This is a genomic window from Psychrobacter lutiphocae DSM 21542 (genome assembly GCF_000382145.1).
In the GTDB taxonomy this organism is placed as follows: Bacteria; Pseudomonadota; Gammaproteobacteria; order Pseudomonadales; family Moraxellaceae; genus Psychrobacter; species Psychrobacter lutiphocae.
This window is the reverse complement of sequence record NZ_KB907622.1, coordinates 137,563-151,743: the sequence shown is the minus strand read 5'-3', so window position 1 is coordinate 151,743 and position 14,181 is coordinate 137,563. Positions and strand designations below refer to the sequence as shown.

The 14,181-nt window shown below is 40.2% G+C and carries 12 protein-coding genes; 1 reads left to right on the top strand and 11 read right to left on the bottom strand.

All coding sequences use genetic code 11. The features are described from left to right. Positions 1 to 356: 356 nt before the first annotated feature. Complete coding sequence (locus H140_RS0100730; protein ID WP_019671738.1) at positions 357 to 1,121, bottom strand: CHAP domain-containing protein; 765 nt, start codon at positions 1,119 to 1,121, stop codon at positions 357 to 359. A gap of 247 nt (positions 1,122 to 1,368) precedes the next feature. Between H140_RS0100730 and H140_RS0100725 the strand changes: the two genes are divergently transcribed. Beyond that, on the top strand, positions 1,369 to 1,908 hold the full coding sequence (locus tag H140_RS0100725) for a DciA family protein (protein ID WP_019671737.1): 540 nt from the start codon (positions 1,369 to 1,371) through the stop codon (positions 1,906 to 1,908). A 294-nt stretch (positions 1,909 to 2,202) separates the two neighbouring features. Here the strand turns inward: H140_RS0100725 and lpxC are convergent, their stop codons facing one another. The 10 genes from lpxC to pyrE form a co-directional block, all read right to left on the bottom strand. Then, positions 2,203 to 3,096, bottom strand: a complete 894-nt coding sequence (gene lpxC / locus H140_RS0100720; protein WP_019671736.1) for a UDP-3-O-acyl-N-acetylglucosamine deacetylase — start codon at positions 3,094 to 3,096, stop codon at positions 2,203 to 2,205. Positions 3,097 to 3,389: 293 nt separating this feature from the next. Next, positions 3,390 to 4,589 (bottom strand): cell division protein FtsZ, encoded by a 1,200-nt coding sequence (gene ftsZ, locus H140_RS0100715; RefSeq protein WP_019671735.1) that lies wholly within the window; start codon positions 4,587 to 4,589, stop codon positions 3,390 to 3,392. A gap of 183 nt (positions 4,590 to 4,772) precedes the next feature. After that, positions 4,773 to 6,086, bottom strand: coding sequence for a cell division protein FtsA (gene ftsA, locus H140_RS0100710; protein ID WP_019671734.1), 1,314 nt, complete (start codon positions 6,084 to 6,086; stop codon positions 4,773 to 4,775). Positions 6,087 to 6,296: 210 nt separating this feature from the next. Then, positions 6,297 to 7,061: a cell division protein FtsQ/DivIB gene (locus tag H140_RS0100705; protein WP_227672896.1), complete on the bottom strand. Its 765-nt coding sequence runs from the start codon at positions 7,059 to 7,061 to the stop codon at positions 6,297 to 6,299. Between the two features lie 320 nt (positions 7,062 to 7,381). Further along, complete coding sequence (locus tag H140_RS0100700) at positions 7,382 to 8,362, bottom strand: D-alanine--D-alanine ligase (RefSeq protein ID WP_019671732.1); 981 nt, start codon at positions 8,360 to 8,362, stop codon at positions 7,382 to 7,384. Positions 8,363 to 8,441: 79 nt separating this feature from the next. Continuing rightward, positions 8,442 to 9,878: a UDP-N-acetylmuramate--L-alanine ligase gene (murC, locus tag H140_RS0100695; protein ID WP_019671731.1), complete on the bottom strand. Its 1,437-nt coding sequence runs from the start codon at positions 9,876 to 9,878 to the stop codon at positions 8,442 to 8,444. A gap of 79 nt (positions 9,879 to 9,957) precedes the next feature. After that, on the bottom strand, positions 9,958 to 11,112 hold the full coding sequence (murG, locus tag H140_RS0100690; protein WP_019671730.1) for an undecaprenyldiphospho-muramoylpentapeptide beta-N-acetylglucosaminyltransferase: 1,155 nt from the start codon (positions 11,110 to 11,112) through the stop codon (positions 9,958 to 9,960). Between the two features lie 562 nt (positions 11,113 to 11,674). Next, the gene (locus H140_RS0100685) at positions 11,675 to 12,121 is read right to left on the bottom strand and encodes a DUF2147 domain-containing protein (protein ID WP_019671729.1); all 447 of its coding nucleotides are present in this window, start codon (positions 12,119 to 12,121) and stop codon (positions 11,675 to 11,677) included. 221 nt (positions 12,122 to 12,342) lie between these two features. Beyond that, complete coding sequence (gshB, locus tag H140_RS0100680) at positions 12,343 to 13,317, bottom strand: glutathione synthase (RefSeq protein ID WP_019671728.1); 975 nt, start codon at positions 13,315 to 13,317, stop codon at positions 12,343 to 12,345. Between the two features lie 160 nt (positions 13,318 to 13,477). Continuing rightward, positions 13,478 to 14,152 (bottom strand): orotate phosphoribosyltransferase, encoded by a 675-nt coding sequence (pyrE, locus tag H140_RS0100675; RefSeq protein ID WP_019671727.1) that lies wholly within the window; start codon positions 14,150 to 14,152, stop codon positions 13,478 to 13,480. Between the last annotated feature and the right edge of the window lie 29 nt (positions 14,153 to 14,181).

Below are 14,181 nucleotides of genomic sequence, written 5' to 3'. Positions count from 1 at the left end.
TAACTTTGCTTGTTTAAAATCAAATAACACCAAATCTAAAAATTAAGATATCGAGGAAAACGAGTGCTAAGGCCACAAGTAGCAGGTTTAGCGAGTTTGATAAAAACAGGTTATTTTTAGAAAAGGTATATAACATCTAAAAAAACAGGTCACTTATTTAGGCGACCTGTTTTTATTTGCCAATAAAAAGCAATAAGCTTTAGCACTTATCTAACTGCTTTTACTCTTAATGATAGCTCGGAACCTCACAAAGTCTTAAACAAAAAACCCAGCGGTGTGCTGAGTTCTTGTTTGCTTCGCTTTTATTGACTCTACTTTATCTTATTGACTTTACTTTAGTAGATAGTCGATAAAAATTACTCCATTGCTAGGTAAATACCTTGATTTGAGGCATCGTTTAAGTAGCGTGCATCACGCCATGTGGTATAAGAATACTCACGACTGTAAGGATTCTTTTTCGCCTGACGGAAATCTGATACCCACTGAGAACCATCATAAATCTGAATATGGCCATGTGGGTGTCTAGATGAACGATTGTAAACAACCACATCACCAACCTGTGGTGGTGCATCATTGCTGATTTTTACAAAACCAGCTTGCGCTAAAGTACCACGAGTTGCATATTGATAAGCAGATGGGTTTGGTGTAAAGCTATATCCAGCTGCTTGTAGAGCTTGACGTACATAACGGGCACACAAACCAATAGTTCTAGAGTGAGCGGCACGCGCTGCCCTTGCAGCAGCAATCGCTGGTGGCGCTGAACTATCTAAGCGTGCTGAGCTTGTCCCAAATCCTGGGGTATTCGCCGTTGTCGCAAAAGAAGTCGCTGTAAACTTACCTTCTTGCTGCTGTGCTAATAAACCTAACGCATCTACTGACTGTTGTTGTTGCTGAATCAAGCTTTCAATACTGCGTACGCTTTGCTGATTGCGGTCTGACTGGATGTTAGAATAGTTATTAACAACCGATAGTCGTTTAACAGGTGTTGCTGCTTGCGCAAATGAAGTATTACTCGCTGGAGCTAATGAGGTGCTAGCTGGCTGATAAGTATGTTGTACCGACGCATTTACTTGAGTGGCACTTAGCCCCATTAACGACAAAATAATAAGTGACTTTTTCATAACGCTCCCAGAATTAATCTTTGCAATATACTATTCAACTTACCTGTCAAACAGTCTTCTAAACTTTCATTTTAGCAATAGGTTTGGTAGTAATTACCAATAGTGTCTTAATTTGAGGTTAAACATTTCATTTTGAAACGATTAACAAAAACAACCCTTATGCTAGCTGTGGGGTTCGTGATACCTTATCTTATATACTTAACTTTTAATCACTTCACTTAATAAGTAATCTAGTTTGAGGCTTGCTATGCAACATCCATTAAAACCAAACCACCTAGCAAAACTGATAGATCATCAAAAGTCTGCGGCGTCATCCTTGCCTAAGTCTATACAAGATAAATTCACTGAGCTAAATAAGTTAACGCAAGAGATAAAAGCGCTATTTTGCACAGGCTTACCCGAAGAGATCTTAAATACACTTTGGGTTGTCAAGTACGAAGACGGTCATTTGGTGCTTTCTGTACAGTCTCAAACTGCGGCAAACCATCTGCGCTATCAAGCTAACAACCTAATTCATATACTAAAAGAACAATCTCTTACATTCAGCCTACTAAACAATATAGATGTAATTGTTACTTATCCAGCTTCAATTGCTCATTTAAATGAAAGTCAGGATTACTCGAAACCATCTTTAAACAAATCAAACTTAATCAGTAATTCTGATGTAAGCCATAATAAACGTGGCCTTACCGAATCAACGAAAAGAACTATATCACACACTTTAAAACATGTCATTAAAGACGACAAGCTGAAAAAAGCCTTAGAGCAGCTACTAAAATCTAACTAAAAGCTTACTGTAATATTTTTTTATGTAACTGAAAGTCGTATTCTTGCTGTGATGGGTCGTTTTTCTAAAATCATTTTATGCTTAAAATTAAATAATCCGTTTACTTTTAACCACTATTTTTTATTTAAAAATCGCTGTAAGTATTGACTCTGTTTACATTATGTATAAATCCATATTTTTTTCACAAAAAAAAGCGAGGCCTATGCTTCGCTTTTTCTATCTTTCCATAGTGTTGCTTAAATTGACTTAGAAAACTAAAAAAAAGTTGAAAAAAAAGCAAATTCCACTTGAAATTTATAAATTGTAGTCAATTGGGATTTTAGATGTGTCATAATTTGTTACAATTTCGAAGGCAGTTGGGTCTGCATATACCGCTCTAATCAGCTGATTGTTAAGTGCATGCCCTGATTTATACGCACAAAACTTACCAATCAAGCTATATTTGGCTAAATATAAATCTCCGATGGCATCCAAAATCTTATGACGAACAAACTCATCTTTAAAGCGCAAGCCCTCTGCATTTAAGATGCCAGCATCATCAAGCACAATCGCATTATCCAAACTGCCACCAAGCGCCAAATTATTGCTTTTTAGATATTCAATATCTTTCATAAACCCAAAGGTACGTGCTTTTCCGACCTCTTCTATATAACCTTTAGAGGAGAACTCAAAGTCATAGCGCTGAGTATCTTTGGGGATACCAGGATGATCAAAATCAATTTCAAATTCAATTCGAAAACCTGAATAAGGCTCAAGTCGTGCCCATTTATCACCATCTGCTACCGACACAGGCTTTGTTATTTTCATAAACTGCTTGGCAACTTCTTGCTCTTGAATACCTGCTTGTAATAGTAATTCAATATATTGCGCAGAGCTACCATCCATAATTGGTATCTCTGCATCTGAGACTTTAATCAGTAAGTTATCTATACCCAACCCTGCTACTGCACTTAATAAGTGCTCCACCGTACCTATCTTAATCCCATCTACGACTAAGTTTGATGACATCAGAGTATCTGTCACTAAAAAGGCATCAGCAGCTATCAATGGTGCATTTTCTATATCGGTTCGCAAAAAGTGAATACCACTATTCACAGCAGCAGGCTCTATGGTGAGTGTGACATCCTGCCCGCTGTGAAGACCTACTCCGATCACAGTGATGGGCTGTTTTAAAGTCCGTTGCTTCATACTATTAACACCCTTAATGATACTTTACCCAGCAATTTCATCATATTAGGCCGATTATAATTAACCCGTTATTTAACACAGTGTGACAAGATTTAGCTAGGTAAAATTAAATCAATTTTAGCACAGTGACAATGGCATACCAATTTATCTGATCACTAATTATTCAAACTCAATCTTTTTAAAAAATAAAAAAACCAAGCATCGTGGCTTGGCTTTTCGTTAAGTAACTATGGCTTTGACTAGAGAGTGTCTTCATTTTGAAAACGGTCAGAGTCTCGCTAATCTTTGCAAAACTAACGGTTCTGCTGACGCTTTAAATAGTCTTGGATACTATTGGTCTTACTAGAGGGTGCATGTGTAGTATTTCCCCCTGAAAACGCATTGGTTGACGGTGTCTTTGGCGACGCTTGCTGTGCCCTTTGATGAGTTGACAATGCGCTTGGGTGTTTTTCTGGATCTACTTTTTCATCACTATTAACAGAAGGAGTGCCCGCAGTGTCTGGTGTCTCTTTGCTTTCATCTAAAGTTAAGCCAGTTGCAATTACTGTGACGTGTAAATCTTCACCTAACTTATCATCAATCACTGTACCGATAAAGATATTCGCACCTTCGATATCAGTAATATCATTCACAACTTCAGTAATTTCACTTAACTCATCTAACGTCACTGACTCTGACGATACCACGTTAACAATCAAGCCTTGGGCATTTTCTAATAATAAGTTATCTAATAAAGGTGAGCGAATTGCTTTTTCAGTAGCTTGACGTGCCCGATCTTCACCGCTGGCTCGGCCAATGCCCATCATAGCATGGCCTTTGGCGGTCATGGCTGTACGGATATCGTTAAAGTCAATGTTAATCACACCTTCACTTGAGATGGTCTGTGCTATACCTTGTACAGCATGCATCAACACATCATCAGCCTTTCTGAAAGCTTCTTGCATCGTAACTTTTCCATATACTTGCAATAACTTATCGTTAGGGATAGTAATAATAGAATCTACGAAGTTGGACAGCTGCTCAATACCTGCTTTGGCTGCCTTAATGCGTTTACCACCTTCAAACTTAAATGGAGTTGTTACCACACCCACAGTCAAAATTTCCATTTCTTTAGCAATACGGGCGACTACTGGCGCAGCCCCTGTTCCTGTGCCGCCACCCATGCCAGCAGTGATAAAAACCATGTCTGAATCTTCAAGTAACTTACGAATGGCTTCTTCATCTTGCTCAGCAGCTTCACGACCCACTTCAGGATTAGCACCAGCACCAAGACCACGGTTGGTATTTGCACCCAACTGTAACTTATGCTCAGCAGTTAATCTATCTAAAGCTTGTTTGTCGGTATTAGCACAAACAAAGGTGACACCTTTAACACCTTGCTGTACCATGTGTTCAACAGCATTACCGCCACCACCACCAACACCAAATACTGTAAAACGTGCTTGGCCATTATTTAAGTCTTGGCCATTGCTAGCCATTGTGTATTTAGACATTATCACTCCTTGGGGTCTGTATATTGCATATTTAACTTGTCACTATCTATTACCAATAACATATATTACTAATAACATACTGTTGTCAATAACACACTGTTGTCAACGATATCAACTCTCAGATAGGGCAGAAACAAGCTAAAGCATAGGCAATAAACCGACTGTCAAATATTAAAATTTAAGTTATAAGATATTATTAAAAAAGTTACTTATTTTTAGTCGCCATGCTTGAAACATGCTTAACTTATTTGCTTCTAAAGCTTCTGGTGAGCCTTTTTCACTATATTTAAACTGCTCACTTTGACTATATAATAAAGCACCGAAGGACGTTTGTAACGAGCGATTAGCCACCCATCTATTGAGCGCTTTAAATTTATCATCGTTTTCATCAAAGTAGTTATAAGCGGTGATTGCAGCATGCGGTGTAATAAAGTGTACTGGCATATTCAATAATCGCTTAGAAAAGCTAATCATGCCTGAGATTTGACTACCACCACCTGCGAGTATCACACCGCCTTGCAAGTAGTCCATCAAGCCTTCATCGCTAAGCTTTTGAAAAATTATTCGATAAAGCTCAATATAACGTGCTTCAATAATTTGTGCCAACTCTAATGGGCTTAGCGTTACTCCCTCATCTTCATCAGTGCCAGTATTTGGTGCAGTAAAAAAGCGACCAGGATCGGCACTATTGACATCAACAGTTCCTTGTTCGATCTTCAATTTTTCAGCAGCTGCCATGGTAATACCAAGCTCAGCCGAAATATCCATGGTTACTTTATGGCCACCTTCTTCTATACAGTAGGTAAAAACTAATTTATTATCACAATAAATGCAAACACTGGTAGTACTAGCACCTATGTCAATTAAACACACTCCTTGCTGACGATCTTCTTTACTCAAGCCATACTCTGCTATTGACACTGCATCAAACAACACATGATCTATACTAACATCACAGGCTTGAATCAGTTTTTGGATATTTTGACGGCTAGCAACTGGCATCATCATAAGGTGGTACATGACATTGACTTTGCAGGCATGCATTCCAATAGCATCATCAACCATGTTTGCTTGATCGTCTAAAAGGATACCTTGCTGACAATGATGCATCAAATAATGTGTGCTTTGTAATACCCCTTCTTTGGCTTTGGTCAATGCATTAACGATATGACGAATTTCAACCGTATCTTCATCATTCAATGGATCTAGCTCGACCACACCTGACACATTATAGCTTTTTAATTCTGGTGTTGATAATGTCAGCCAAGCACTATGGATACGACAGTTCGCCATTTCTTCTGCTTCGGTAATGGCTTGGCGAATGGCACTTTTTAACCGATCAAAATGCTTTATCTGACCCTGCTGAAAATCCTCATTACTGACCCGACCAACCCCTTTAATACGAATATCATTAACAGCAACAACATCACCGACAACGACATAAACGGCGGTGGCACTAAGATGGATAACGGCTAATAAATTCTCAGATTTACTCATAGGGTTTAGAACATATATATGCACTGTACGGGATTAATAGCATAAAAATATACTGTATATCCTTATTAAAACAGTTGGGTTAAAGAGGGTTTTTATTATTTTGCTTGCTCTTGCATTAGCTTACAAAGCTGCGGCATTTATTTGTATCTTAATTTATCTTGTATTCGTTTAACGGTTCTGGCTTGATTTTAACTTTCTACTGCTATTATTTTAACTTTCTACTGCTGTGTTTTCACTAGCAGCTTGGCTTATCTGCTCTTTTTTCCAATCAATAACAAAGCCATTTTTATAACGTAAATCTATGGCGCTAATCATATCTCGCTTATCTGCCAACTGATACTGTAATAGCTGGCTTAAATTCATCAGCTTTTGTGAAGTTAGCTCATTATCAACAATGACCCGTTGATTATTATCAAAACGAATAATCCAAGTCATTCTCGGTGTTAAAACCATATCGGCAACTTGCATTTTCAGCGGCGCAAACCACTGATTAATCTGTTGCATTTGCTGCATAATCAATATAGATTGTTCGGTATCACCTTGCAGCATTATCAGGTTGTCTTGTTGCAAGTCTGACTCATTAACTGGGCGAAATACCTGACCTTCAACATCGATTAAGTGCTCACTACCAAAGCGAGCTATCGGCTCACGTGGTAAGACGGTAATAACGATACCTTCATCCCACTTACGCTCAATATCAACTTGACTAATCCAATCTTGCTGTAACACTTGGCGTTGCAATAGTGGCAGCTTAACTGTAAAAAAGCTGCCTTCTTGTTGTTCAGCTAGCAAATCGATTAAAGTTTGATATTCAGCGGCATCTAAGTTTTTGGGGTTTACCACAACATTGGCCGGTTGTGAATGATAGACTCGGTTCGCAACCAATAAAAATACAGTAACAAACAAAAAGACTGCAATGGTCACCCATACTTTTGCGGATAAAAATTTACTATTATTCGGCGACGTTTTATTCACTGAGGCAGCCATCATGTCTATTTTTGGTTAATAACTTATAATTGTAACGCATTTGTCAAGCTAGCGATAGCGTCTACCTTCAATAAGCATGTATCAATTTATGACAACTTTATAACAGAACTATAACAGCTAGGCTTTATGACTATTTATCTTATCAAAATATATTGCATATTCATTAATCTAGGGTATACCTGCAATTACCCTTAACTGTCAATTGCGCTTAAATCAAATGGTGACAAATAGCCAAATCTTGTCATACTGCGTCAAATATTGGGTTAATTATAATAAAAATATCTGTATATTCTGTATGTATTGTTGGATTATAAAGTCTGCGCCAAAATATGCCAACACAGTTGCTCAAATTCGATGCCCTTAGCTCTTGCTGCCATCGGTACCAAACTATGACTGGTCATACCTGGTACAGTATTAATCTCTAATAAGTACAGCTTTCCATCTTCACTTTTCAAAAAATCAACCCTTGCCCAGCCTTTAGCACCAATGGCATTAAAGGCACGTTTTGCCAACAGATGCATCTCAGTCTCTTGTGCCTCTGTCAAATCTGAGGGGCATTGATAGACCGTATCATCACGCAAGTACTTGGCTTCATAATCATAGAACTTATTTTTAGGAATAATGCGAATGCTTGGTAATACCTCATCACCTAAAATAGAACAAGCATATTCACCGCCTGTAATGGCCTTTTCAGCCAATATTGCCCCATGATATTGCTTCAATGAGGGGTAAGTTTTAGCCAACTCACCAGGTGCTTCAATCATAAACACCCCAACGCTACTGCCTTCAGCAGCTGGCTTCACGAATAACGGGAATCCTAGCTGTGCTTCAACTTGTGCAAAATCACTGTCATCATTTAGTACCACATATGGAACATTCGGTAGATCTAATGCCTGCCATAGCAAACGGTTACGAAACTTATCCATTGCTATCGCACTGGCAAGCACACCACATCCTGTATAGGGAATATTAAAACCATCTAACACCCCTTGCAGACCGCCATCTTCTCCAAATGTGCCATGCAACACATTAAAGACTCTATCAAAATCTTTTAACTCACTAATGTCCTGCTCTTGTGGGTCAAAATGCGTCACATCAACGCCTTGATCTTGTAGTGCTTTTAATACAGCAGCACCACTTTGTAACGAAACAGCACGCTCACTGCTGCTACCGCCACAAACCACAGCAACTTTACCAAAGACCTTGGGATCTTTGACGCTTGCAGGATCAATGTTCGCTTGAGTTGAAGTTAAAATATCAGTAGTTGAAGGTGTGGCAGAATCAGTCATAGTCATCGTATCTTACGTCAAGTATTAGGTATAAAATCAATAAATTTGTTACTAAGTTAATCGGGGAATTATAAACCCGCTAGTCTGTTAGGTACAGGTTATTGGCAGCCAATTCTTGGCATACTTGACCCACATTTCCTGCACCTTGAGTAATTAGTATATCACCCGCCTTTAGCACACGCCGCATCACAGGTGCAAGATCATCCTTATCTACCAACATTGGCTCAACTTCGCCACGCAGTCGAATACTACGTGCTAATGTCTTGGTATCAGCGCCAACGATGGGAGACTCACCTGCACTATACACATCCATCAGTAACAGCTCATCTACCTGAGACAACACAGCAACAAAGTCATCAAAGCAGTCACGGGTACGAGTATAGCGGTGTGGTTGAAATAGCATCACTAGCCGGCGTTCAGGATAGCTTTCTCGAGCCGCTTTAATAGTTGCAGCTACTTCAACGGGGTGATGACCATAATCATCGATTAGCAACACATCACCATTATCTTTGGTGACACAAGCTTGCTGCTCAAAACGGCGACCGACACCAGCAAACTTTTCCAATGCACGCTTAATTGCTTTATCATCCACGCCTTCATCAGTCGCCATGGTAATCGCCGCTAGCGCATTTAACACATTATGTTGTCCAGGGATGTTCAGTGTTAGACGAAGCGGATCATGATCTTTGCGTAGTACCGTGAAGTGCGTTTTAGTACCATCTACTTGTACATCAGTAGCTTGTACATTGTTGTGTGGCTCAAAACCATAAGTTTGTACCGGACGACCTATGTCATCAATCATCGCAAACAGCTCTTTGTCATCGCCACATACCACTGCCAGACCATAAAACGGCATATTTTGCAAAAACTGAATATAAGCCGCTTTTAACTTATCAAAGCTATTCTCATAAGTTTCCATATGGTCTTGATCAATATTGGTGACAATAGCGGCCATAGGGTGCAGCGTTAAAAAAGACGCATCTGACTCATCCGCTTCTGCTACCAAATAACGACTTTCACCTAATGAGGCATTTTTACCAGAGGCATTAAGTTTACCACCAATAACATAAGTGGGATCTAGACCTGCTTCAGTCATCATCATAGTTAACAAACTGGTGGTCGTGGTCTTACCATGTGCGCCTGCCACAGCAATACCATGACGATAACGCATAAGCTCACCAAGCATATCAGCACGACGCACAACTGGCAACTGTGCCTTAAGCGCTGCTTGAATCTCTGGATTCTCACGATTAATAGCAGAAGACACCACCACCACATCAGCATTGGCAATATTTTTTGAATCATGACCGATATAAATCTCAATACCAAGCTCTGCTAGACGCTTGGTAACCAAGCTTTCTTTGATATCAGAGCCACTGACATCATAACCTTGGTTCTTCATCACCTCAGCAATACCACACATTCCTGCCCCACCAATCCCGATAAAGTGAATGCATTTTATACGGCGCATTTCTGGAATTTCAATCAGTCGTTTTGGTAAGGCTGCTTTTGGCATAGTCTTCTCTTTTTTTATTTAATAATAATTTAAGTGTTAAATTAAGGAATTATATACAATTGATTTATTAGTACTGCTATCAGCAATGATAATGCGGAGGCAACTGTGACCAAATCAAGTCAGCGGTCACCACAGTCGCTTTAGGATTGGCAAGTGCCCGCCCTTTTTGAGCCATTGCTTGGCATTTACTACGGTCTAAATCCAATAAAATTTCAGCTAAATACTCAGCACTTAACTTGCTTTGTGCTACCAAATAGGCAGCACCCTCCACCGCCAATGAGCGAGCATTAGCGGTTTGATGGTCATCAACAGCGTGTGGTAAAGGCACAAATATCGCTGCCAACCCCACATTTTGTATCTCAGTTACCGTCAATGCCCCTGCTCGACAAACTATCACATCTGCCCAAGTATAAGCAGCCGCCATATCATCAATAAACGGCATCACTGTTACTTGATGACCAAGGTTAGTAACTGCCTGATAATAACGCTTGGTATCCTCCAAATTATTACGGCCACACTGATGATATACTGCAAAAGGTTTATCAATTTGTGCCAAAGCAGCGGGGACAGTCTTGTTAAGTGCTTCAGCACCTAATGAGCCACCCACTATCAACAATCTTAATGGACTATCATCATCGATATCATAACGCTCTTCTGGTGGCGCTATATCACAAATCGCCTGACGTACAGGGTTACCTACGGTTTCAAGCTTCGGATTGTCAGGACTGTCGCTATCACCAAAGGTCTTAGGAAAAGCTTGCAACACCTTGGCTGCAATTTTTGCCAGATAGCGGTTACTCATGCCAGCGATGGCATTTTGCTCATGAATAATCAAAGGGGTGCCTGTCGCTTTTGCAGCCAAGCCTCCTGGGGCACTAACATAACCACCGAAGCCAACCACCACATCGATATTATTGCTTTTGATAATCCTAATACTAGCCAACACTGCTTGTGTTAAGGTAAATGGCATCTTTAACATACGACCGATGCCTTTGCCTCTTAACCCTTGCATATCAATGGTATGGAAGGTGTAGCCAACGGGACGAACCAAGTCGTTTTCCATCCCTTTCGGTGTCCCTAGCCAATGAATATTTGCGCCCCGTTTGCTCAGCTCTTCAGCGACCGCCAATGCAGGGAATACATGTCCACCGGTACCGGCTGCCATCATCAATACATTAGGCTGTTTATTCTCTTGTATGACGACATTTTGTTGATTACTGCTGCTAGCAGACATTTCGGACACGAAAGGCTCTCCTGAAAATAGCTAAACTAAACAAGGGATGCTGTGGCAACCCTCAATAAAATATCAATTACTGTCAATAGACTTTATACGGTCCTATTGTATAACTTTAGGATGACTGTCATAAAGCCATATTTTAAAACATAGGATTAATTTTAGAGCACAGGTTTTATTCAGTTTTCAATTTTAGCCCAAATTAATTTTAACTCAATTCACTCAGGCTCAAAGGCCGTACAAAGCTGATATATGAGCACTATCATCAAAGAAACCTAAAATAGTTACCAGGCAACCGAGTGCAAATACGGCTCATGTAGGCTCAGCGAAACACCGCATTTAGTAGTTCGCTTAGTCGTTCACTGACAATACTAACTGCTCCTAACCAAACAAAGCGGTGTTCCAAACAATCTTATAAACACTTAAAAAACAGACAAAAAGCCAAGTAGCGACAGTTTCGCTACTTGGCTTTAAAAAAATTAATTAGACACCGATACCTAAGACCTCGATAACAAATGAGTTAAATTTGGCTGATTTTTTGTTTGACGTTGTTTGTGGTATCTTATCTAGCGCGCTTTAAGATACGAGTCTTACCCAACAACGAAATACCTTTGTAACCACGTAATTCAAAGGTATCACCTTTAATTTCGCCTTTGCCAGAAAAAGTCATACCACTTTCAGGCTCAATACCTTTACCATCAATATATTTATTCGGGTTTTTTGGATCTGCTCTTAAATCCCAAAGTACCGTTGCACCAGTTAATGGCTTGTCTTTAAACTTGCCTTTACAGGTATCACAAACCGTTTTTCCGGCGGCACGTGGATCTAGTACTTTAACGATTTTAGCAGATACTCTGCCATTTTTTTCGGTAAACTGTAACACTGAATCTGGCTTACCTTCATCGTTATAAGTCGTCCACTTGGTATTGTGAAGCTGATCGGCGGCTGTTGCAACCATGCTAACCGCTAAACCTGCTGATAATAAAAGTGATTTTGCAAACATATTCATAAGACATCCTTGTTTTGAACAATAATTAAAAATTGCCCTATCATCATATAAGAGTCAGATAAAAAATCAATAGCCCAACGCCTAACTGTCCAATTATTTTGTAAAACAAGTTAACTTTATATGACGCAATTATTACTAATTAACTATAAGCGCTATTAAAAACGCTTATTTTTAAAATTAGGGATGGTATATGATCGATAGTCTTTAGGGGCTCGTTTATATTAGCTACTTACCAACTTTTTTTCTATCGCCAATATTAAATCAGTCGCAATGTCCGTACCGCATTGATCATTAATTTCACGAATACAAGTTGGGCTGGTGACATTAATTTCTGTGATTTTACCACCGATCACATCTAAGCCAACAAACATCAGCCCTTTTTGTTTAACAATTGGTGCCACCTGCTTGGCCACAGCCATTTCTGTCTCTGTCACTGGCATCGCAACCCCTTGCCCACCTGCAGCCAAATTACCGCGTGTTTCGCCTTTAGTCGGGATACGTGCCAGGCTATAAGGCACAATCTCACCATCAACGATTAAAATACGCTTATCGCCCTCTTTAATCTCTGGTAAGTAACGCTGCGCCATGATTGGCAAGGTCTCAAGCTCAGTTAACATCTCAAGAGTTGCGCCAATATTAGGACTGTCTGCGGTCAAGCGAAAGATGCCCGTGCCACCCATACCATCTAACGGCTTGACGATGACGTCTTGCTCATCTTGGATAAACTGGCGGATATGTGACTGCTTACTGGTCACTATGGTTGGGCTCATCAAATCACTGAACCAAGTGGCAAATAGCTTCTCATTACAATCACGAATCGCTTGCGGATCGTTAACAACCAGAACCCCAGCTTGTTTAGCATGATCTAACATATAGGTGCTGTATAAAAAGCGCATGTTAAATGGAGGGTCTTTACGCATTAAAATCACGTCATAATCGGTGATGGGCTGAGTGACCTTCTGCTCTAAGCTATAAAAACCCTCTGGATCACGGCGCACCGTTACCGCTTGCGCGTCTACTTTTAACGCCCCTTTATCCAGCCACAAGTCATGAATTTGACAGTAGCCCAAGCGATGACCACGGTCACTGGCCGCCCACATCATGGCCAAAGTCGAGTCCTTTTTGTAATTGACCGTCTCAATAGGATCCATAACGATTAGGATATTAAGTGGGTTTTCAGCGAGTTGTTGGCTCATGACGATTTACTCCAGTAGGTTATTACCAATAGTTTGTTGCCAGTGGTGTTTAGAGGTTACCAGCAGCCTTTAACAGTAAGCAGTTGCATGCGCATTTATCGAACTTAGAACTTAGAACTTAGAACTTAGAACTTAGAACTTAGAACTTAGAACTGGGCAATTACACACCATATTGCTCACGATAATGGCGCATTTTTGCCAATTGGGTGTTGTCGCCCTGACTTTCTACATAGTCAATAATGTCATCCATATCCACTAAGGCAAAAACTGGCACTGCCAATGTTGATGATAGCTCTTGAATGGCAGATTGCTCATCTTGACCTTTTTCTTTGCGGTCTAAGGCGACAATGATACCCGCTACTGTGGCATCATCTGCCGCCAAAATATCGACCACTTCACGCATCGCTGTGCCGGCAGTGATGACATCATCCAATACCCACACTGCTTTACCACTCACATCAGCGCCGACTAAGTTGCCCCCTTCGCCGTGATCTTTGACTTCTTTGCGGTTATAACCCCACTGCGCATTGATGCCATGATTATTCCACAAAGCTTGTGCGGTAGCGGCCACGAAAGGAATGCCCTTGTAAGCAGCACCGAAGATAACCAACTGATTATTACCAGACGCTTTTACCTGCTCGGCCAACACATCGGCATAGCCATTGGCTAATAAAGACAACATTTCACCCGTTGCCAATAGACCGGCATTGAAGAAATAAGGACTGATACGACCGGATTTTAAAACATACTCACCAAACTTTAGCACATCATTTGACAGTGCCAGTTGAATAAAGTCGTGACGGCTAAAACTTGAGGTAGAAACAGATGAAGACATGAAAAATCCTATAAAATAAAAAAACGTGA